The sequence below is a fragment of the Flaviflexus salsibiostraticola genome (assembly GCF_003952265.1).
GTDB lineage: Bacteria > Actinomycetota > Actinomycetes > Actinomycetales > Actinomycetaceae > Flaviflexus > Flaviflexus salsibiostraticola.
Genome location: NZ_CP034438.1, coordinates 473,755 through 494,185, shown reverse-complemented (window position 1 = coordinate 494,185; position 20,431 = coordinate 473,755). Strand labels below are relative to the sequence as shown.

At 65.0% G+C, this 20,431-nt stretch carries 19 protein-coding genes; 4 read left to right on the top strand and 15 right to left on the bottom strand.

All coding sequences use genetic code 11. From position 1 onward, the window contains the following. Positions 1 to 162: 162 nt before the first annotated feature. The 13 genes from EJO69_RS02320 to EJO69_RS02260 form a co-directional block, all read right to left on the bottom strand. Complete coding sequence (locus EJO69_RS02320) at positions 163 to 837, bottom strand: transcription antitermination protein NusB (protein WP_126038696.1); 675 nt, start codon at positions 835 to 837, stop codon at positions 163 to 165. Continuing rightward, positions 837 to 1,400, bottom strand: coding sequence for an elongation factor P (gene efp, locus EJO69_RS02315; RefSeq protein WP_126038693.1), 564 nt, complete (start codon positions 1,398 to 1,400; stop codon positions 837 to 839). The genes EJO69_RS02320 and efp overlap by 1 nt, the downstream gene beginning before the upstream one ends. A 170-nt stretch (positions 1,401 to 1,570) precedes the next feature. Beyond that, entirely contained in the window at positions 1,571 to 2,086 is a 516-nt protein-coding gene (locus tag EJO69_RS02310) for a shikimate kinase (RefSeq protein WP_126038690.1), read from the bottom strand. Beyond that, positions 2,083 to 3,630 carry a 3-dehydroquinate synthase gene (gene aroB / locus EJO69_RS02305; protein ID WP_126038687.1) on the bottom strand — a complete coding sequence of 516 codons (1,548 nt, stop codon included), beginning with the start codon at positions 3,628 to 3,630 and terminating at the stop codon, positions 2,083 to 2,085. The genes EJO69_RS02310 and aroB overlap by 4 nt, the downstream gene beginning before the upstream one ends. Beyond that, the gene (aroC, locus tag EJO69_RS02300; protein WP_211331525.1) at positions 3,627 to 4,829 is read right to left on the bottom strand and encodes a chorismate synthase; all 1,203 of its coding nucleotides are present in this window, start codon (positions 4,827 to 4,829) and stop codon (positions 3,627 to 3,629) included. The genes aroB and aroC overlap by 4 nt, the downstream gene beginning before the upstream one ends. 29 nt (positions 4,830 to 4,858) lie before the next feature. Continuing rightward, positions 4,859 to 5,407 (bottom strand): prepilin peptidase, encoded by a 549-nt coding sequence (locus EJO69_RS02295; RefSeq protein WP_126038681.1) that lies wholly within the window; start codon positions 5,405 to 5,407, stop codon positions 4,859 to 4,861. Further along, positions 5,404 to 6,243, bottom strand: a complete 840-nt coding sequence (locus EJO69_RS02290) for a shikimate dehydrogenase family protein (RefSeq protein ID WP_126038678.1) — start codon at positions 6,241 to 6,243, stop codon at positions 5,404 to 5,406. Before EJO69_RS02290 ends, EJO69_RS02295 begins: the two co-directional genes overlap by 4 nt. Continuing rightward, on the bottom strand, positions 6,240 to 7,436 hold the full coding sequence (mltG, locus tag EJO69_RS02285; RefSeq protein WP_126038675.1) for an endolytic transglycosylase MltG: 1,197 nt from the start codon (positions 7,434 to 7,436) through the stop codon (positions 6,240 to 6,242). Before mltG ends, EJO69_RS02290 begins: the two co-directional genes overlap by 4 nt. Then, positions 7,405 to 7,905: a Holliday junction resolvase RuvX gene (gene ruvX, locus EJO69_RS02280; RefSeq protein WP_126038672.1), complete on the bottom strand. Its 501-nt coding sequence runs from the start codon at positions 7,903 to 7,905 to the stop codon at positions 7,405 to 7,407. Before ruvX ends, mltG begins: the two co-directional genes overlap by 32 nt. A 2-nt stretch (positions 7,906 to 7,907) precedes the next feature. Further along, complete coding sequence (alaS, locus tag EJO69_RS02275) at positions 7,908 to 10,574, bottom strand: alanine--tRNA ligase (RefSeq protein ID WP_126038668.1); 2,667 nt, start codon at positions 10,572 to 10,574, stop codon at positions 7,908 to 7,910. Positions 10,575 to 10,684: 110 nt separating this feature from the next. After that, on the bottom strand, positions 10,685 to 11,026 hold the full coding sequence (locus EJO69_RS02270; RefSeq protein WP_211331475.1) for a DUF948 domain-containing protein: 342 nt from the start codon (positions 11,024 to 11,026) through the stop codon (positions 10,685 to 10,687). A gap of 62 nt (positions 11,027 to 11,088) precedes the next feature. Beyond that, positions 11,089 to 11,709, bottom strand: coding sequence for a 30S ribosomal protein S4 (gene rpsD, locus EJO69_RS02265; protein WP_126038665.1), 621 nt, complete (start codon positions 11,707 to 11,709; stop codon positions 11,089 to 11,091). Between the two features lie 302 nt (positions 11,710 to 12,011). Then, a complete protein-coding gene (locus EJO69_RS02260; RefSeq protein ID WP_126038662.1) occupies positions 12,012 to 13,358 on the bottom strand; it encodes a replication-associated recombination protein A in 1,347 nt (448 codons plus the stop codon). Positions 13,359 to 13,683: 325 nt separating this feature from the next. On the opposite strand from EJO69_RS02260, the gene EJO69_RS02255 reads away from it, so the two are divergent. The 4 genes from EJO69_RS02255 to EJO69_RS02240 all read left to right on the top strand — a co-directional run bounded on the left by EJO69_RS02255 (position 13,684) and on the right by EJO69_RS02240 (position 18,700). Continuing rightward, positions 13,684 to 15,201, top strand: a complete 1,518-nt coding sequence (locus EJO69_RS02255) for an FGGY-family carbohydrate kinase (protein WP_164519839.1) — start codon at positions 13,684 to 13,686, stop codon at positions 15,199 to 15,201. Further along, on the top strand, positions 15,198 to 15,770 hold the full coding sequence (locus EJO69_RS02250; RefSeq protein WP_126038656.1) for a glycerol-3-phosphate responsive antiterminator: 573 nt from the start codon (positions 15,198 to 15,200) through the stop codon (positions 15,768 to 15,770). The genes EJO69_RS02255 and EJO69_RS02250 overlap by 4 nt, the downstream gene beginning before the upstream one ends. Before the next feature lie 23 nt (positions 15,771 to 15,793). Further along, positions 15,794 to 16,834, top strand: coding sequence for a 2-hydroxyacid dehydrogenase (locus EJO69_RS02245; protein ID WP_211331474.1), 1,041 nt, complete (start codon positions 15,794 to 15,796; stop codon positions 16,832 to 16,834). Positions 16,835 to 17,233: 399 nt separating this feature from the next. Next, positions 17,234 to 18,700 carry an alanine/glycine:cation symporter family protein gene (locus EJO69_RS02240; RefSeq protein ID WP_126038651.1) on the top strand — a complete coding sequence of 489 codons (1,467 nt, stop codon included), beginning with the start codon at positions 17,234 to 17,236 and terminating at the stop codon, positions 18,698 to 18,700. 234 nt (positions 18,701 to 18,934) lie between these two features. On the opposite strand, the gene EJO69_RS02235 is transcribed toward EJO69_RS02240, so the two are convergent. Together EJO69_RS02235 and deoC are read right to left on the bottom strand one after the other, a co-directional pair. Further along, positions 18,935 to 19,681 (bottom strand): GntR family transcriptional regulator, encoded by a 747-nt coding sequence (locus tag EJO69_RS02235; protein ID WP_126038649.1) that lies wholly within the window; start codon positions 19,679 to 19,681, stop codon positions 18,935 to 18,937. A gap of 69 nt (positions 19,682 to 19,750) precedes the next feature. Then, entirely contained in the window at positions 19,751 to 20,431 is a 681-nt protein-coding gene (deoC, locus tag EJO69_RS02230; RefSeq protein WP_126038646.1) for a deoxyribose-phosphate aldolase, read from the bottom strand.

Here is a 20,431-nt window from a genome sequence, read left to right as displayed (position 1 = left end):
AGATCCGACCCGGTTAGGCCGAACCCGTTATTCAGTTGTCTCTGCGCTGTGGCGCAGGCCGACCCGCGTATGCGGGGCGGACATCTAGATGCGGATCTCAGTGTGCTGAGCCGCGCTGGGGAGACAGTACCAGCGCCGCGGCCGGTCCCACTCCCCCGTCCATCACTCGAACCGGCCGTACTCGTCGGCGTCGTCGAGGGGGCCAGCCGCCTCGAGGGCGTCCGCCACCTCGGCACGATCGGCCTCGATGACATCGGCCTCCGCCTCGACCTCGTCGCCGACCGCGTCGCGATCGACATCGGCCTCGGCCATGAGGGTCTCGGCGCTCGCCTCCGGCTCAACGCCACCAGGCGTCACGTCGACATCTGAGCTTTCGCTGATCGGTCGTGCGTCGGCAGCCGTGCCCGTCGCACGCTCGGCGGGCTGGTCCGCCTCCTGCTTCGCGCGGTTGAGGATGGCGGTAATGAAGCCGATCGACTTCTCACTGCCGAGCTCGCGGACGATGGCGGTGTAGTCGTTCACCGCGTCACGGACGTTCGCGCCATCGAAGACGATCTCGGCGATCCCGAGACGCAGGATCGTGCGGTCGAGGGTGGAGAGCCTGCGCAGGCCCCACTTCGAGTAGTCCTCGATGAGGCCGTCGATCTCGTAGAGATGGTTCGCAACAAGGTTGACGAGGCTGACCCCGAGCTCCTGGATCGGAACCTGCGAGGTCGAGACCTGCTGGCGCTCGGCGAGAAGCTCCCGCAGGAGGCCGGGGACGAGAATGTCCTTCTGCTCGGCCTCGAAGATGACATCGAGGGCGCGCCGGCGCTGGGTGAATTCTTTACGAGCCACTAGTCGGTCGCACGGCCCAGGTAGTCGCCCGTGCGGGTGTCGACCTTGACCTTCGTCTTCTCGTTGAGGAACAGGGGCACCTGAATCTCGTAGCCAGTCTCAAGGGTGGCGGGCTTCGTGCCGGCCGAGGAGCGGTCGCCCTGCAGGCCCGGCTCGGTGTAGGTGATCTCGAGGACGACAGAGGTCGGCAGCTCGATGAAGAGAACGTTGCCCTCGTGGGTGGCCACGATTGCGTTCTGGTTCTCGAGGAGGAAGTTCTTCGCATCGCCCACAACCTCGGGGCTGATGCTGATCTGGTCGTACGTGTCGAGGTCCATGAACACGTAGTCGGTGCCGTCGTTGTAGAGGTACTGCATATCGCGGCGGTCGACGGTTGCGGTCTCGACCTTGACGCCGGCGTTGAGCGTACGGTCGACGGACTTGCCGGACATGACGTTCTTGAGCTTGGTACGGACGAAGGCAGGGCCCTTGCCCGGCTTCACGTGCTGGAATTCGACAACCTGCCAGAGCTGGTTGTCGATTACGAGCACCATGCCGTTCTTCAGATCGTTCGTGGTTGCCATAGAAAACTCCTTCAGCTCAGTCACCCACACATTACCGGGTCGCTGTTCCACGGCCCAAGATCACCGCTCGGATGTGAGCGAGAAGCCACAGCTGAGACAAAGGTGACCGTCAGCCGACTGCGGCGGATGGTCACAGGACCACGCCTGCACTCGGTATTCCCACCGCCGGTTCAGAGGGTCTCGATCTGGTCGGCGAGCGCCTCCCAGTCACCGTCCGTCGTATCGACGACAGCCGCATCCGCCTCGTAGAGCGGGCTGCGGGACTTGAGCTGGGTGAGGTACATGGACCGCGGTGAGCCGATGGCGACCGAGCGGGGCACGTTGAGTCCCGACCGGTCGAGCAGCTGCTTCGGAGCCGCCGTGAGGAACACCTTCGTCGCGCCGGCCGCGATGGCATGATCGATGCGGGACCGCACGGCCGCGCCCTGATCATCGCCCTCGGCGTTGCCAAGGGCGCCCGAGCCGAGGACGACGATATCGGCGCCCGAGTCGAGGGCGGCAAGGGCCGCATCCCGCTCCGCCTCCGCGTACCTGGTCGGGCCCCCGCTGATCGCGAGGTCCGACAGGGGCATGCCCTCCCGCTCCTCGGCCAGGCGGTCGGAGTCGACCGTGGTCCTGCCCCTGGATTCAAGGATGGTGACGAGCTCGCGCACGCCGGTGCCCGGAGGGCCGACAAGGATGATCATGCGCCGATCGCCTCCCACGAGCGTTCGATCTGATCGGGCGTGGGTTCGTAGATGACGGGCCGGCCCTGCTCCTCGAGGAGGACGAAGCGGAGCCTGCCGGCTCGCACCTTCTTGTCGGAGTACATGGCCGCGGTGAGCTCCTCTCGCATCCCACCCCGGTACGTGACAGGCAGACCAACCTTCGTGAAGGACTCGATGTGCTCCGCAACGAGGTCGCGGAAGCCCGCCTCGCGGGCGAGGGCTGCGGCGAAGACGGAGCCGATGGCAACAGCCTCACCGTGGCGGACCGTGAAGTTCTCGACCTTCTCGATCGCGTGGGCGAGCGTGTGCCCGTAATTGAGGAACTCGCGCGTCCCCGCTTCGAGGAAGTCCTCCGTGACGACGGCGGCCTTGACGCTGATCGAGCGGACGATCGCCTCGAGGAGGGCGTCGCTGCCCGGGTTCTTGAGTGCCACCGCATCGAGACCGAGAATTGCCTCGTCCGCGATCCAGCCGCACTTGATGACCTCGCCGAGACCGGCCGTCAGCTCCTCGGCCGGAAGGGTGGCGAGGAAGTCGAGATCGGCGATGACGGTGACGGGCTTATGGAAGGCGCCGACGAGGTTCTTGCCCGCCGGGATGTCGATGCCGGTCTTCCCGCCGACGGCCGCATCGACCATGCCGAGCAGCGAGGTCGGGACCTGGATGAGGTCGACTCCGCGCAGCCACGTGGCGGCGATGAAGCCGGCGAGATCGGTGGTCGCTCCCCCGCCGAGGCCGACGATGACGCCATCGCGGCCCATCGTCATCTCCCCCAGCCTGTCCCAGGCCCGGACGAGCTCACTCGAATGCTTCTGTGCCTCACCGTCTGGCACGATGTGGCGGCGGGTGGGGATCCCGCGGCGGATCATCTCCGCCTGAACCGACTCCGCGGCGTCCGTGAGGACGGCGGGGTGGACGATGAGAGCGGAAGAGGCTCCCGCGGCCGCCTGGGCGACACGGGGCAGCATGTGCCGGCCGACGTGGACCGCATAGTCGACGACGTCGATCGTCCTGCTGTCCTTCTCGAGCCTGTCCCGCAGCTCACGCGCAAGCCTGTTCGGGGGCCTGCTGTCGGTTGTCACCGTCAGGCTCGCGACCTGCTGGTAGAGCGGCTCACGCTGGGCGCGGAGCGCCGCGAGGTTCGCCTCCGGATCCTCGGCCAGGAGCGGCCTGCGGTCCGGGTGTCGGGAGACCCGATCGAGGAGCACATCGTGGTCTCCGTTGATGAGGACAACGCGGTGCCCGCGCAGCGCCCGGCGGACGCCGGGGCTCGTGATGGCACCCCCGCCGAGGGCGAGCACTCCCGAGAAGGAGGAGAGCGCTTCGATGATGACCCGCTCCTCGACCTTCCGGAAGCCGGCCTCGCCGGCAGTGGCGAAGATGTCGGGGATGCTCATCCCCCGCTGGGTGATGAGATCATCCGAATCGGCTGACTCGAGGCCGAGAAGCTCGGCGACATGGCGCGCCATGGTCGACTTCCCCGAGCCCGGCAGGCCGACGAAGACTGCGTAGGGGCGGGTCATGACATGGTCACCGGGCGGGACGCCAGGTAGGCGGCGAGGTTCCGACGGACCTCGGCGACCGAGTCTCCCCCGGTCTTGTCGAGCAGAGCCTCAGCGAGAGTGAGCGCCACCATGGCCTCGGCGATGACGGCGGCGGGCACGACCGCGGACGTGTCGGAGCGCTGGTGGATGGCGGTCGACTCCTCGCCCGTCACCGTGTCGATGGTCGACAGCGCACGGGGCACGGTCGAGATCGGCTTGATCGCGGCACGGACCCGCAGCACCTCGCCATTCGACATGCCGCCCTCGGTGCCGCCGGCGCGGTTGGTCTTCCGGACGATCCGGCCCTCGCGGACGACGATCTCGTCGTGCGCCTCGGAGCCGCGGCGGGCCGCGGTCGTGAAGCCGTCGCCGACCTCAACGCCCTTGACGGCTTGGATGGACATGAGGGACTGGGCGAGTCGAGCATCGAGCTTCGTCCGTCCGGAGATGTAGGAGCCGAGACCGGGAGGCATGCCGTAGGCGAGGACCTCGACGACACCGCCAAGGGTGTCGCCGTCCTTCGTAGCCCGGCGGATCTCGTTCTGCATCTCCTCCGACGTCGCGGCGTCGAAGCAGCGCGCCGGATCCTCATCGAGGGCGGTGACATCGCCCGGCCACGGCTGGTCGGTGCCCTCAGGCACCTCGACGGAGCCGACGCGGACGACATGGGAGACGAGCTGGATGCCGGCGGCCTGGTCGAGGAAGCGTGCGGCGACCTCGCCGAGGGCGACGCGCGTCGCGGTCTCGCGGGCCGAGGCCCGCTCGAGCACCGGCCGAGCATCGTCGAAGCCGTACTTCATCATGCCGACGAGGTCGGCGTGGCCGGGACGGGGGCGGGTCAGCTTCTTGTTGCGGGAGATCTCCCGCTCATCGCCCGTGCCTGCGTCGATGAGGAGGTCGGCCGGGTCGACCGGGTCCGGGCTCATGACCTTCGTCCACTTCGGCCATTCGGAGTTGCGGATGACGAGGGCGATCGGCGAGCCGATGGTGACGCCGTGGCGGATGCCGGCAAGGATCTCGAGCTCATCCTTCTCGAACTTCTGCCGCGAACCCCGGCCCGCCCCGAGCCGGCGACGGGCCAGCGCAGAGCTGATATCGGAGGATTGAACCTCAATCCCGGCGGGCAGTCCCTCGATGACCCCGACCAGTGCGGGGCCGTGTGATTCTCCAGCAGTCATCCACAGCATGTGTCTATAGTGCCAGAGTTTCAGATGAGGCCGGTTGCCAGTATCGCCCCGAGGATCATCGCCGGACCGTAGGGCGCGGCCCTGCGGCCGCGGGCGAGCGCCACGCCCAGCCACGCAGCGCCGATGACCGCAGTCGCGGCGACACCGATGCCGAGCGCGCCCCAGCCGAGCGGCAGCAGCCAGCCCCCGAGGACCGCTGCGAGCTTGACGTCACCGAAGCCCAGCTGGTCCTTCGACAGCGTCCGAGCGAGCGAGAATAGGGCGAAGCCGAGGCTGGCCCCGACGGCCGCAAGGAGGAAGAGGAAGCCGCCGACGAACGGGTCAACGGTGAGCGCGATGGCGACGGGATGGAGGGCGACGAGCGCTGCCGCGGCGATGATCCACGGGTCGGGCAGGTAGCCCGTCCGCGCATCGATGACGAAGAGGATCCCGAGCACACCGAACAGGAGTCCGGCGAGAACGGTCGTGGCGCCGAACTCGGCTCCCCACGCGGCGGCAAGGCCGCCCGCGGCACCGAGGAGGGCGCCGGCCGCGAGCCAGGGGGCGGCAACGCCCCGGGTCCAGTTCATCGCCGCCCGAGCTCCTCGAGCAGGGCCTCCCTCATGACGCCGACATCCGGCGTCCTGTTCGTGAAGAGCCGGACCTGGGAGACGGCCTGGTGGAGGAGCATGGCCCACCCGGGGACGATCCGAGCACCGCGGTTCTGGGTGGCACGGACGAGCTCGCTCGGCCACGGGTGGTAGACGACGTCGAGGACCATGAGGCCCGACAGGTCGGGTGCCTGCTCGTCGATCTGCTGGGCGAGGGTGTCGGCGATCCCTGCGGGCAGGGAGGAGATGAGGAGGCCCGTGCCGGGCAGGGCGGGCACGAGCCGCTCATCGAGCTTCGTCAGCTTCGGGCTCAGGCTCATGCGGGACGCCGCGGCAACCGCTGAGCCGGGGCCGCCGTGGTTGCGAGCGGCGAGGGTGAGGTGGTCCTTGACCCCGAGCTCGACGCAGGCCGCGAGGGCGGATGAGGCGGTGGCGCGGGCGCCGAGGATGATGGCGGAGGGGACGGAGATCTCCCCCTCCTCGCGGATCGCCTGCGCGATGCCGTACACGTCCGTGTTGAACCCGACCTTGAGATTGTTGGCGGGCTGGTAGCAGACCGTATTGACCGCGCCGACGGTCTTCGCAAGCCCATCGACGAAGTCGAGATGCTCGATGACGACCTGCTTGAGCGGCATGGTGAGCGATAGGCCCACCCACGACTCGTCGAGCCGGTCGAGGAGCGGCTTGATCTCCGCAGCCGTCGTCTCGTACTTCCCGTACTCGATGTCGACGCCGAGCGACCTATAGGCCGCGCCGTGGAGTGTCGGTGAGAGGGAGTGGGCGATCGGAGATCCTGCGACACCTGCTCGCTTCACTCGTCACCACCCGCCTCTTCCTGGGCCGGCGCGGTCGCCGAGCCGTAGTCGGGGTTCTCGGCCAGCCACTGGTCGAGGAGGAGCTTGTTCGCGTTGTGCTCCTCGAGGGTGGCGGCGAAGAGGGTCTCACCCGTGTAGAGGTCGACCGTGACGAAGTAGAGCCAGTCCCCCTCGGCGGGGTTGAGGATGCCCCTGATGGCGTCGTCCCCCGGGGCCCCGATCGGTCCGGGCGGCAGGCCCGGGTAGAGGTAGGAGTTGTAGGGGTTGTCGTTGTCGAGGTCGGCGCGGGTGGGAATACCGCCGGACTTGCCGACTCCGTAGAGGACCGTCGAGTCCATCTGCAGCCTGCCGTTGACAGAGGCCGTGTCGACGAGACGGTTCTCGATGACGCGGGCGACCATCGGGTAGTAGTCCGCCTGGTTGACCTCGCGCTCGAGGATCGAGGCCTTGATGAGGAGCTCCTGGCGCTGCTCGGCCGGGACCTCGAGGCCATCGAGCTCGGCGACCCGGGCGGCGATCATGTCGCCGAGGATCTCACTCACCGGAGTATCGGGGTTGAACATGTAGGTCTGGGGCATGTACCAGCCCTCGACGTTGCCGCCCGCCTCGGCGGGCAGACCGATCGCCTCGGTGTCCTCCGACGCCGCGACAACATCCTCGATCGGCACGTCCATGATGTTCGCGACCCGCTCGTGGACCTGGGTGCGGGTGAAGCCCTCGGGAATCGTGATCTGCATGTCGATCCGCTGGCCCGCGTGATCCTTGAGAAGAGTGACGGCCCGCTGGCCGGAGATCTTCGTCGGCAGCTCGTACGTGCCGGGCTGGATGCTGCCCGCATTCGCATCGGCAGTGAAGGCGTTGATGAAGGCCTCGCGGGAGGCGACCACATCGGCGGAGGCGAGGATCGTCGCCATATCGGCGCCCGTCGAGCCCTGGGGAATCGTGATCTGGACGGGGTCACCCTCCTCGCCCTCACCGTAGTCCTCGACCTCATCGCCGAAGATCTCTCCGAGGGGGTTGGAGGAGATCCAGGATTGGACGTTGGGAAGAACCGCGAAGGTCACGCCCGCCAGCACGGCGAGGATGGCGACGATGACAGCTGCGGAGCGGGTGCGCCGCCTGCGGCGGCGGTCCTCGCGGACGCGCTGCGGCGTCGGCTCTTCATCGCTGAAGGCCTCGAATATGTCCCCCATCGGGTCCCTTTCTGCTCACCTGCTCGCCCGCCGGCTCCCCGGTCTTCTCCTCGATCTCGAGCGCCAGCTCCAGGATGAGGACGGCGGAGACCTGGTCGACCACGGCTCGGTGGGAGCGCATGGAACGGCCTGACTCGTGCAGGGCACGGTGCGCGCTGACTGTTGTCAGTCTTTCGTCAACTAAACGTACAGCAATATCACGATGGCGTAACGCTACCTGACGGGCGAACTTCCGGGCATCCCGGGCCGACATTCCCTCGGTGCCGTCCATATTCTTCGGCAGGCCGACGATGATCTCGATCGGTCTGTACTCGTCGATGAGGTCATCAACATCGTCGAGGTGGCCCACGCCCCGCTTGTCGCGGTAAAGGGTCTCGACGGGTGTGCAGAGGATCGACTGCGCGTCGCACGCGGCGACGCCGATGCGCGCCCGGCCCACATCGAAGGCCAGGCGCACACCGCGTCGCATGCTCAGAGGGCGCTCGCTACCGCAGCCGATGCCTCGGCGATCTTCGAGGCATCCTGGCCGCCGCCCTGAGCGACATCGTCCTTGCCGCCACCGCCGCCGCCGAGGATCCCCGAGGCGACCTTGACGAGAGCGCCAGCCTTGACGCCCTTCTCGCGGGCCGCCTCGTTCGTCGCGATGACGACCGTGGGGCGACCCTTCGACTGGCCGAAGATCGCGACAACCGCGGGCTCGGAGCCGAGCCTGGCCCGGACATCGAGCGCGAGGGTGCGCAGATCATCGCCCGTGGCCCCGTCACCGAGGTCCTTCGTGGCGTACAGCACATCACCGTGGCGCGTCGCGCTCTGGGCGATCTGCTCGGCGCCGGCCATGAGCTGGGCGGTCCGCATCGCGGCCAGTTCCTTCTCGGCGGCCTTGAGGCGGTTCATGAGAGCGGCGATGCGGTCGGGAAGCTCCGTGGTCCGCGCGCCGAGCTGGGAGGAGACCTGGGAGAGGATCGCCCGCTCCTTCGCACCCTCGGCGTAGGCGCCGGCACCGACAAGGGCGTCGATGCGGCGCACGCCGGAGCCGATCGAGGCCTCACCGAGGACGGACACGAGACCGATGGTCCCGGTCTCGGGAACGTGGGTGCCCGCGCAGAGCTCCTTCGACCACTCCCCGCCGATCGAGACCACACGGACGACATCACCGTACTTCTCGCCGAAGAGGGCGGTCGCGCCCTGCTTCTTCGCCTCATCGAGGCTCATGACCTCATCGGTGACGCTGAGGTTCTCCTGGAGGCGCTCGTTGACGCGTGCCTCGATGCTGGAGAGGATGTCGGTCGGCACCTGCTGGCCGTGGCGGAAGTCGAACCGCATGCGGGACGGGGAGTTCTCCGAACCGGCCTGCGTCGCCTGCTCGCCAAGGTGCTCGTGCAGCGCCTTGTGGACCATGTGGGTCGCCGTGTGGGCGCGGGCGATCTGCCCGCGTCGGGTGACATCGATCTGGGCGTGGACGGTGTCCTCAAGCGCGATCGCACCCTCGGTCAGCGTGCCGCGGTGGACGATAAGGCCCTTGACCGGGGATTGGACGTCGTGGACGTCGACGAGTCCGCCGCCGGCCACCGAGATCGTGCCGTGGTCGGCGAGCTGGCCGCCCTGCTCTGCCCAGAAGGGCGTCTGGTCGAGGATGACCTCGATTTCGGCGGGAGCCTCAGCCGCGGGGCTGGGCTGGCCGTCGACGAGGATACCGATGACGCGGCCATCGGTCGCGGTGTCCGTGTATCCAAGGAACTGGGTCTTGCCCTTGCGTCCGAGCAGCTCCGAGTAGACCTGGACATCGACGTGCCCGGTCTTCTTCGCCTGCGCGTCGGCGCGGGCGCGCTCCTTCTGCTCCTTCATGAGTGCGGTGAAGCCATCGGCGTCGACCTGGACACCGGCCTCCTCCGCCATCTCGAGCGTGAGGTCGATCGGGAAACCGTACGTGTCATGGAGCGTGAATGCATCCGAGCCCGTCAGCACCGGGGTGGCACCCGAGGACTTGAGCCTGCGCACCGCACCCTCGAAGATCGCCGTGCCGGACTGGAGGGTCCTGCGGAAGGCCTCCTCCTCGGCGTAGGCGATCTGGGAGATACGGTCGAAGTCGGTCTCGAGGCCCGGGTAGGAGGCCGCCATGACGTCCTTCGAGACGGGAAGAAGAGCCGGCATTGCGACCTCGTCGACTCCGAGGAGGCGAACCGAGCGGACGGCACGGCGGATGAGGCGGCGGAGCACGTAGCCGCGGCCATCGTTACCGGGACGGACGCCGTCACCGATGAGCATGAGGGAGGAGCGCACGTGGTCGGCGATGATGCGCATCTTCACATCATCTTCCGTGTCGGCGCCGTAGGTCTTGCCGGTCAGCTCCTCCGTGCGCTGAATGACGGGGAAGACCTCGTCGATCTCGTACATGTTGTTCTTGCCCTGGAGCAGGTAGGCAATGCGCTCGAGGCCGGCGCCCGTATCGATCGCCTTCCGGTCGAGCTCGCCGAGCAGCGGGTAATCGGATCCCGCACCCTCGCCGCGCAGGTACTGGTCGAACACGAGGTTCCACACCTCGAGATAGCGGTCGCCGCCCGGATCGACGTTGCCGCCCACGGCCTCGGGACCGAACTCGGGGCCGCGGTCGTAGTGGATCTCGGCGCAGGGGCCGGCGGGGCCGGGCTGGCCGGTCGACCAGAAGATCTCTTCGCGGGTCAGCTTGACGATGTGCTTGGGATCGAGGCCGATCTTCTTCGTCCAGATGTCGTACGTCTCATCGTCCTCCTCCCAGATGGTGACCCAGAGGCGGTCGCCGTCCAGGCCGTAGCCGCCCTCGTCGAGCGAGCCGGTCAGCAGGCCCCACGCGAGATCGATGGCGCCCTCTTTGAAGTAGTCGCCGAACGAGAAGTTGCCGTTCATCTGGAAGAACGTGCCATGGCGGGTGGTCCGGCCGACGTTCTCGATGTCGTTGGTGCGGATGCACTTCTGCACGGAGGCCGCACGCGGCCAGGGAGCCTCTTCCGTCCCGATGATGTAGGGGATGAAGGGGACCACGCCGGCGATCGTGAAGAGGATCGACGGATCGGGCGACACGAGAGAGACCGAGTCGGCGATGTGGTGGTCATGCCTGCGGAAGTAATCCAGCCAGCGTGTCCGAATTTCAGAAGTGCGCATTATTCCTCTTCGCTATACCGCGTCTCAAGCCTTGTGCTGCACTGTAATCAGCGGTAATTATTTCAGCGGGAACACCATGTCCCGTAGCGTCATTAAGACTGCATGTAATTCTAGCGTCCCCTGCGGGCCCTGCCCACAAACCTGCGGACGGCCAGGAAGGGCGCCGCGATGGTCGAGGTGACGATGGTCGTCGTGGCGGAGACGTCCTCCGCGGTGCGGGCCGCAGCCGAGGTGATCGTGTCGAGCCGCTCGAGCTGGATGTTTGTGAGAGCCACCGTCTCGGCCGCGTTCGTCAGCGCCGGGATCGTCTCGTCGGTCAGCTTCTCCACCGACACGGTCAGCTCATCGAACGTCTTCCCCAGCTTCGCCAGCGGGCGGATGAGGAAGATGACGAGTGCGACGAACGCGAGTGCGGCGATGAGTGCGGCGATACCGCCGAGGGTGATCTCCATGGCTGTCTCCTTGGATAGATGGAACGCCCCGAGCATATCTGCCCGGGGCGTCCAATCGTGTATCAGCGAGAGTAGAACTCGACGACCAGCTGCACGTCACAGGCAACCGGAACCTCGGCTCGCTTGGGGCGGCGCACGAGGGTGAACTTGAGCTTCTCAAGCTCAACGTCGAGGTACTCAGGAACGTTCGGCAGAACGTCGCGGTGGACGCCCTGGGCGGCCATGAGGAACTGGTCCGAAGCCTGCGAGCGGGCCTTGACCTGGATGACCTGGCCCGGCTTCACCTTGAAGGAGGGGCGGTCGACAATACGGCCATCCACGAGGATGTGGCGGTGGACGACGACCTGGCGGGCCTGGGCGATCGTGCGGGCGAAGCCGGCACGAAGGACGAGGGCGTCGAGGCGCATCTCGAGCAGCTCGATGAGGTTCTCACCGGTCTGACCCTCAATGCGACGAGCCTCTTCGAACTGGGTGCGAAGCTGCGACTCGCGGATGCCGTACTGGGCGCGAAGACGCTGCTTCTCCTTGAGACGGACCGAGTAGTCCGAATCCTTGGTGCGGCCGCGGCCGTGCTCACCCGGACGGTACGGGCGGCGCTGCATGTAGCGCTCAGCCTTGGGGGTGAGGGCGATGCCGAGGGCACGCGAGAGGCGCACCTGCTTGCGGGAACGTGAGTTAGCCATACTTCTCCTGTCGAATCATGTGCACGGAACCGATCATTCGATCCCGCGGGGCCACCTTGTGGCTAAGGCCCCAGGGAGTTGCCGAAGCAACCGAACAAGCGTACCACCGCCCCGCACAGGGACAGCAGTGGCAATCGGCGGAGCGGGGCGTGAGATGCAACTCGAAACCGCACGCGCACGAGCAAAGCGGGTTTATCCGTTACGACCGGTCCCGTGGCGTTTGGCTGGTCGTTCTGTCCGGGGTCCGTTCTCACTCGGCCATCAGTGGCCGCTCGTTTTCGGGGAGCGCTTAATGGGCTCTGTTACTGTTCGCCGTCGACAATGGAGCGATACTTCGCGAGACGCGGCGCCACCTGCGCCTCGAAGCCGTTCTCAGTCGGCTCGTAGTAGCGGGTGCCCTCGAGCTCATCGGGCAGGTACTGCTGGCCGACCACATGCCCGGGATAGTCGTGGGAGTACTTGTAGCCCTCCCCCGCCCCGGTCTGGCGGGATGCCCACACGGAACCATCGCGCAGATGGTTGGGTATCGTCCCCACCTTGCCGGCCTTCACATCGGCGATGGCGGCATTGATCGCGTTGTAGGCAGCATTCGACTTGGGGGCCGTGGCCAAATGGACGACAGCCTCGGCGAGGATGATACGCGCCTCGGGCATGCCGACCAGGGCAACGGACTGAGCGGCGGCCGTTGCAGTCTGCAGAGCGGAGGGGTCCGCCATGCCGATGTCCTCGGCCGCGGAGATCATGAGCCTGCGTGCGACGAACCGGGGGTCCTCCCCTGCCTCGAGCATCCGAGCCAGGTAGTGCATCGCCGCATCGACATGAGAGCCGCGGATCGACTTGATGAAGGCCGAGATCACGTCATAGTGCGCATCGCCATCCCGGTCATAGGTCACGGCGGCAACGTCAATCGCCTCGGAGACGTCCTCGACCGTGATCGTGTCCTCGCCGCGGGCGGCGGTCGTGCCTGCGGCAGCCTCAAGAACGGTCAGGCTCCGCCTCGCATCGGAGCCCGCGAGCCGCACGATCATGTCCCGCGACTCCTCCGGCAGGGCGAACCTGCCGTCCAGTCCCCTCTCATCGCTCACAGCCCGGTCGAGCAGCTCACCGATGTGCTCAGGTCCCAGCCCACGCAGCGTGAGCATGATCGACCGCGACAGCAGTGGAGTGACGATCGAGAAGGAGGGATTCTCAGTTGTCGCGGCAACAAGAACGACCCACCGATTCTCGACCGCGGGGAGTAGTGCATCCTGCTGGGTCTTCGAGAAGCGGTGGACCTCGTCGATGAAGAGAATGGTCTCGGCACCGGAGGTGACGAGATGCCGGCGGGCTTCGGAGATGACGGCGCGAAGGTCTTTGACCCCGGCCGAGACGGCAGAGAGCTCGACGAATTTGCGAGAGCCCGAGCGTGCGATGAGGTAGGCGAGAGTGGTCTTGCCAGTCCCGGGAGGCCCCCAGAGGATGACGGACGAGGGACCCGACTGGTCGGACTCGGAATCGATGAGCCTGCGGAGCGGAGATCCCGGGGTGAGGAGATGCTCCTGGCCGAGAACATCCTCGACTCCGCGGGGACGCATACGCACAGCGAGGGGTCCGCGAGCATCGCTCGGGATCCCCTCCGGCTCCATGCCTGCGTTATCGAATAAGTCCACGGGCTCAGTCTAGCCAGACTGGCGATGGAGCGACTCTCAGGCCTTCGCACCGCCGATCTCTCGCCGTCTTCGATGCGGAGTCATGCCAAGAGCGCGCCGTCTGCCAGAGGCATGATTATCGCGCACCGCATGGTCAAGCGCGCGCAGCCGCGATGACGGTTCCTCTCGTCCACAGCCGCCAATCAGTGTGCCGCTTGACACACCAATCAGGGGCCTTATAGGTTGGCAGGGCAAAACAGAATACTCACGAGCACGTGCAATTGGTCAGCTCGCTACTTCGATGTCGAAGTGGCGAGCTTTTTTGGTTGCAGGATTGGATGCAAAGATGCAGTACATTCTCGGAATTGACAACGGCGGCACGGTGACGAAAGCCGCTCTTCATGCGGCGGATGGAAGGTCGATCGCGATGACATCGCGTTCGGTACGCCCGATCGTGCAGGCGCCCGGCTGGAGCGAGCGCGACATGGAAGAGCTCTGGGAAGCCAACGTGTCCGTCATCCGCGAGGTGGTCGAGAAGTCTCAGGTCGATCCGGCAGACATCGCCGGTCTGGTTCTGACGGGGCACGGCAACGGGGTCTATCTCGTGGACGCTGAAGGTCGTCCGGTGCGGAACGGGATCATCTCGAATGATTCCCGTTCTCATGGCATTGTCGACAGGTGGAACGCGGATGGCAGCTACCGGGAGAGGTGCAAGCCCCTCACCATGCAGTCGCTGTTCTCGGGTGGTCCGCTCCCGATTCTCGCGTGGCTCGCCGAGAACGAGCCGGAGGTTGTGGAGAAGACCCACTACATCTTCATGGTCAAGGATTTCATCAGGTACCGGCTGACGGGCGCCGCGAACTTCGAAAGGACGGATGCCTCGTGTACCGACCTGTACGACATGGTCAGCCATGAGCTTCATGAAGATGTCTTCGCGAAGATGAACGCCGGCAACTGGGAGGGCAAGCTGCCCCCGCTCATCGATTCCACCGGAATCGGTGGCACTGTCCTGCCGGAGGTCGCAGCCGCCACCGGGCTGTTGGAGACCACGCCCGTGGTCGCAGGTGTCTCTGACATCTCCGGAGCGCCGGTGGGCGTTGGTGGTGTCTCTGACCATGAGCTCTCGGTCATCGCCGGCACGTGGTCGATCAACAGCTACTTCTCGCCCGATCCTGTGCTCGACGATCAGCAGTTCATGACATCGATGGCGCCGTTGCCCGGCAGGTACCTCATCACGGAGGCCTCCCCGACCTCGGCAGCGAACCTCGAATGGTTCATCCAGAAGGTCCTGCGAGCGATTCCGAGTTTCGCAGATGCGTCCAACGCGGAGCTGTACGAGTTCTGCAACGAGATGGCGTACTCGGAAGGCGCCTCGAATACCGAGATCACCTACCTGCCCTTCCTGTTCGGCACGAGTATGCACCCTCATGTGCCCGGCAGCTTCACAGGCATCACCAACGCCGACGGGCTTCCTCAGATGCTCTACTCCATTTATGAAGGTGTGGCACTCTCCCACCTCGAGCACATCGAAAAGCTCAGGAGCTACACCGACAAGCTCAAGTCGCGGGCCCGCCTCACGGGCGGCGTCACTCGTTCGCGGAGATGGACACAGCTGTTCGCCGATGTGATCGGAGTGGAGATCGAGAGCGTCGACGTCGAGGAGTCCGGCATTCTCGGAGCGGTCATCGTCGGCGCCACGGCGCTCGGCCTCTATCCCTCAGTCGCAGATGCCGCTGAAGCGATGGTTCCTGCGCCCGCCCCGACCCGATTCAAGCCAAGCGCTGACTACAGCGCCTCCTACAGCCGTTGGAGAGCCACAGTGGAGGCTGCTGATAGGCGCGTGTCGGAGGGGACTGCTGAGTGACGATCATCGAACGCGGAAGCCGCGTTGTCATCCCCTCTGTTCACAACCTGGCCACGCTCGACGCGGCGATCGATGCGCCACCGTCGGTGGTGCTCCTCGCCGACGTCCACCTCGGAAATGTTGGTCCGCTCGCTCGGAAGTGCCGAAACGCGGGACACAAGGTTCTTGTACGAGCCGACATGGTGCAGGGACTGAAGGCCGATAAGAGGGGGCTGACGCTGCTCAAGCAGGAGTTCGCGGTCGATGGCATCTTCACGGGATCTTCATCGACCGCCCGCCTGGCCCACCAGGCAGGGATGGCTGTCTACTGGCGATTCTTCCTGCTTGATACGAGATCGCTCGACTCCGCCGCGAACCAGATGAACACGATGCCGTGGGACGGCTTCGAGATCGCACCGGGACCGATGGCGCTGCACTGCGCCGAGTCCCTCATAAGTTCTGCCGGAAGCAAGCCACTGATCGCGGGCGGGTTCATCTCGACCGAGGAGATGGCGAACGAACTCTTCGACGCCGGCTATTCCGCCATCAACACGAGCGACCGCTCCCTGTGGCCCCGCCTGCGGTCATAAAACAAAGAGACTAGGAGAAAATTATGACAACCAAGATACTCTGCGTAGCCGACGGGGGTGTGACTCCCGAGATGATGCGCGACTTCACCGAGCTCGAGACGTACGGAGCGGAGGTGACAATCGTTGAAGACACCGACATGAGTTCGATCGGGAAGATCACTGATCGGATGGGACTTCTCGAGCGGTCCGGCATCGACGCCGCACCCTCGTGCCAGGAGCTGCTCGACAACTGCGCAGACGCGGACATCATTGTCGTCCACGTGGCCTCCGTCAATCGGGAGGTTCTTGAGGCCGCACCCAATCTCAAGCTGGTTGCAGTGCTGAGAGGAGGTATAGAAAACGCCGATGTCGAGGAGCTGAGAGCACGTGGCATCACCCTCATCAACGCTCCATGGCGCTCTGCAAACGCCGTCGCCGACTTCACGGTCGGCATGATGATCGCGGAGAACAAGAACATCGCGCGATCCCACCATCTGCTCAAGCAGGGTGTCTGGTGCAAGAAGTACGTCAACCAGGACTACATCCGAGACATGCGCAAGTGCACCGTGGGCCTCATCGGCTTCGGGCATATCGGCTCACGGGTGGCACAGCGCCTCGTCGGATTCGAGTCGAAGGTCATCGCATTCGACCCCTTCGCGCCTGCCGATGTCCCGCTGAAGGAGGGAGTTGAGCGAGTCGACTCGCTCGAAGAGCTCCTGAGACAGTCAGACTTCGTGTCTCTCCACCTGCGCATCAGTCCCGAGAGTCACCACATCATCAATGCCGACACGCTCGCACTGATGAAGCCGACCGCTTACCTCATCAACACCGCCCGCGCGGACCTTGTCGATGAAGAAGCGCTCGCGGAGGCGCTGCGCCAGCGGAGCATCGGCGGCGCCGCCGTCGATGTCTACGCGCTCGAGCCTCTACAGGAGGGCCACCCTTTCCTCGATCTGGACAACATCACGCTTGTTTCCCATCTCGCAGGCACGTCAGCAGACACGATGCAGACATCCGTTGAGATCGGAGTCGACGAGCTCAAGCGCTACCTCCAGGACCAGCCGCTGCAGACGGTATGCGCTTGACGCGCGGATGCGAGGGCGCTTAGTCAGTGCCTAGGTTCGTGGCGTTCTCATGAGAGATTGAACCGCTCGTCAGCTGGGGAGGAACTCCCGGCACTACGCGTATGTGGGAGGTGCGACAGGATCCCTGTCGTACCTCCCACGTCTGTCGGCAGGCGGCACCACAACGGCCACTCGAACTGCTGGTGCCAGCCCAGCGGCGCTCCGAAAGAGCACTCCGAAAGGCGCGCCGACCGCAGTCGCCTCCGCGTCTCGCATAGCCGACGGCCGAGCGTGCGAGACAATGGCTCAGGTCGATTCATCGTGTGGCAGGACTGGTCCCACGGATTGGCACGGGAGGTGGCCCGATCCATTGCGGACTCGGGTCGTGTGGGAAGATGCGCACGGAAGTAAGGAGTCCCCGTGGAGAGTTTTGAGCAATGGCTGGCCGATCTGACTGATCCGATCACGGCGTGGTTAGGCGGAATCAACGACTGGGTCTACAGCTGGGTTGTCATTCTCGCTCTGGTCGGCACCGGCGTGGTCATGACCTTCGCTACCCGCGGCGTTCAATTCCGCCATCTCGGCAACATGTTCCGGCACCTGCGGAACTCGAGGAAGGATGCCAAGGGCGGAATCTCATCCTTCCAAGCATTCACCATCGGCATGGCGACCCGGATCGGCATCGGCAACATCACCGGCGTTGCGCTGGCCATGATTCTCGGCGGCCCGGGTGCTCTGTTCTGGATGTGGATCGTTGCCTTCTTCGGAATGGCGACCGCTTTCGCGGAGGCCACTCTCGCCCAGCTCTTCAAGAAGCGCCAAGAGGACGGCACATTCCGCGGCGGCCCCGCCACCTACATCCTCCACGGCACGGGCTCGAAGACCCTGGCGAACCTCTTCGCCGTGTTCATGGTCTTCTCCATGGTCGTGGCGATGCCGATGGTCCAGGCCAACTCGATCTCGGGCGTCCTCTACGGCAGCCACAACATTCCTCTCTGGATCTCCGGCCTCGTCATTGCCGTTGCCACGGGCGTTGTTCTCATCGGCGGAGTCCGCGGCATCGCCCGGGCCACCGAATGGATCTCCCCCATCATGGCGATCGCCTACCTCATCACCGCCATCGCCATCATCGCCCTTAACCTCGAGGCCCTCCCGGGCTTCTTCAGCGACGTGTTCCGCTCAGCCTTCGGGCTTGATGAGGCACTCGCCGGCACGGCCGGCGGCATCTTCGCCGCCATCCTCAACGGCACTCGCCGTGGCCTGTTCTCCAATGAGGCGGGCATGGGAACGAACCCGAACGCTGCGGCTACCGCTACAGTCGCCCACCCGGTTTCCCAGGGCCTCATCCAGTCCATCGGAGTCTTCTTCGACACGATGCTCGTCAGCACGGCGACAGGCTTCATCATCCTCACCTCCGGTGTGGTGAGCCTGCAGGGAGCCGACCAGTCGGCAGCCTCCAACCTCACCGCTGACGCGGTCATCGGAACTCTGGGCGGGTGGATGGCGATCCCGTTCTCCCTCATGATCTTCTTCTTCGCCTACTCCTCAATCCTCGGTGCCTACGCCTATGCGGAAGCGAACCTTGTGTTCCTCGGATGGACATCGCGTGCCTGGAGGATCGGCTCGAGGGCCGTCGCCATCTTCTGCGCCGGCATCGGTGCTGTCCTGGCCGTTCCCTTCGTATGGACCCTCATGGACTCGGCCATGGCCACCATCACCCTCCTCAACCTCGTCGGCGTCCTCGCCCTCACCCGCTGGGTCACCACGGCCCTCAAGGACTTTGAGAAGCAGCTTGCCGAAGGCAGGGAGCCCGAGTTCGATGAGGACACCGCAGGGCTTCCGAAGAAGCTGCCGTCGGATGCATGGACCATTGCCGCGGAGAACTGAGCTCGCACATCACCCCGCTCCTCTGTCGTAACGATCCTTGGAGGTTCAATGCCATGACTCGTGTGAGCGATGCTGATCTTTGCGTCGACTTACGTTGGGTGCGTATTGCTGGGCTCTCATCTGGAGCACCGTCTGAAGTCGCGTTGGACTGGGCACCCGGCAGGAAGCGCTGAGTTAGTTCTAGGTGTAGGAGCCGAAAGCCTGAAACGACTTCCCGGAGCGCCAATCGCCGTTCTATCGTGACAAGACGGCGGTGACCGCTAGTTGCTTAGAGTCCATCCAAACGTCCGACCATTCGATCGGCGTTCCGTCGTCGAGGAAGGTTGTCTGGCGGATAAAGAGGAGCGGAGAGAACGGCGATATCGCCAGTGAGACGGCAACCTCGTCTGGTGCCGTGACAGCTTCGAAACTGCGCTGACCTGAGGTCACCTTCTTGGCGGAAAAGCTGTCAAGCGCATGAAAGAGAGACGTTGATTCGAAGTCGGTGTCTTCGATGCCCGGAGCTAGGTCTGCCCTCACCCAGTTGTGAAGCCGCGCAACCGGAATGCCATCCAAAGCACGGACTCGGTCGAGGACAAGAATTCGCTCTTCTGGATCCAGTGTGGCCCTCGGGTTAACGATCGAGCGACCATGGCTGAGTGATTGCGAGATCACCGAAGTCTCCATGTTCTTGCCCGAGAAAGACAGCGCCTCACCGATGCCGACAAGCTTCTGGCCGATCGATGGTCCAGGCAGCCCCGTCAGAACGAAAGTGCCTTTGCCCTGAATGGTCTGCACATATCCGGCTTCGTTGAGAGTCTTAATCGAACGCCTCACGGTCCCCCGAGAGATCCCAAAGATCCTCATGAGTTCAGCTTCACCAGGAAGCCTGCTGCCAACTGGAAGCTCACCTTGCCGGATCTTCTTCATCACCGACTCGGACATCTGCGCATGAAGGGGTATTGCGTCGTTGAAACGAGAATTGCGTGCCATATCAATCATTCCTGACGCGTGGGGAGAACGTCTCCGCCCTCCCCACGCATTCTCAGAAGTAGAGGTCTAGTGATAACTCTAGTAGGAAGCAGCCGCGTCGTTGCCGGCGACCAGTTCTGCTCCGGCGCTCGTACCGAGGGCCTGGGCGCCGGCGTCGATCAGCGACCACGCTTGAGAAAGTGACGTGATCGATCCGGAAGCCTTGACCAGGATGCCGGGGCGAACGCGCTTGACTAGGTACTCAACCGACGCGGGCGATGCAGTCTCGATCTGGCCTGACGATGCGTTCTTCAACCACGCCGCTCCCGCATCCATCGAGAGCTCCACTGCGCGCTCCTTCTCGTCGTCTGTGAGGAGCGGCAACTCAAGCATGACCTTAATCGGAACGCCCGCAGCTTCGACGACCCCGCGAATGTCCTGCGCAAATTCCTCCTCCATTCCAGACTTGAGCCAGCCGATCTGGACACCGATGTCGATTTGGGTTGCGCCAGCCTTGGTCAGCGCCTCAGCTTCGCGGGCCTTTCCCTCCGATGTCATGACCCCGACGGTTGGAAAGTCAAGAGCTGAGGCAACTTCGATTCCTGTGCCCGAAAGTACTGCCGCTACTTCGGAAACCCATGAACCGGGAACCATCGCAGCTCCGAAACCATATTCTGCGGCTTCTTCCGCGTGCCGGATGATCTCGTCGCGAGTGACCCCAACCTTGATCAGTGTGTGTTGAATGTAGGGGGCAATGTTTCGCGAGTTAGGTGTCGACAT

Coding starts and splice junctions, on each gene's coding strand:
- aroC (WP_211331525.1), bottom strand. CDS start 4,829: ATGACTGCTGGAGAATCACACGGCCCCGCACTGGTCGGGGTCATCGAG.
- deoC (WP_126038646.1), bottom strand. CDS start 20,431: ATGTCGACACCTAACTCGCGAAACATTGCCCCCTACATTCAACACACA.
- rpsD (WP_126038665.1), bottom strand. CDS start 11,709: ATGGCTAACTCACGTTCCCGCAAGCAGGTGCGCCTCTCGCGTGCCCTC.
- EJO69_RS02310 (WP_126038690.1), bottom strand. CDS start 2,086: ATGATCATCCTTGTCGGCCCTCCGGGCACCGGCGTGCGCGAGCTCGTC.
- aroB (WP_126038687.1), bottom strand. CDS start 3,630: ATGACCCGCCCCTACGCAGTCTTCGTCGGCCTGCCGGGCTCGGGGAAG.
- EJO69_RS02235 (WP_126038649.1), bottom strand. CDS start 19,681: ATGATTGATATGGCACGCAATTCTCGTTTCAACGACGCAATACCCCTT.
- EJO69_RS02270 (WP_211331475.1), bottom strand. CDS start 11,026: ATGGAGATCACCCTCGGCGGTATCGCCGCACTCATCGCCGCACTCGCG.
- alaS (WP_126038668.1), bottom strand. CDS start 10,574: ATGCGCACTTCTGAAATTCGGACACGCTGGCTGGATTACTTCCGCAGG.
- EJO69_RS02245 (WP_211331474.1), top strand. CDS start 15,794: ATGACAACCAAGATACTCTGCGTAGCCGACGGGGGTGTGACTCCCGAG.
- EJO69_RS02255 (WP_164519839.1), top strand. CDS start 13,684: ATGCAGTACATTCTCGGAATTGACAACGGCGGCACGGTGACGAAAGCC.
- EJO69_RS02295 (WP_126038681.1), bottom strand. CDS start 5,407: ATGAACTGGACCCGGGGCGTTGCCGCCCCCTGGCTCGCGGCCGGCGCC.
- efp (WP_126038693.1), bottom strand. CDS start 1,400: ATGGCAACCACGAACGATCTGAAGAACGGCATGGTGCTCGTAATCGAC.
- ruvX (WP_126038672.1), bottom strand. CDS start 7,905: ATGCGACGCGGTGTGCGCCTGGCCTTCGATGTGGGCCGGGCGCGCATC.
- mltG (WP_126038675.1), bottom strand. CDS start 7,436: ATGGGGGACATATTCGAGGCCTTCAGCGATGAAGAGCCGACGCCGCAG.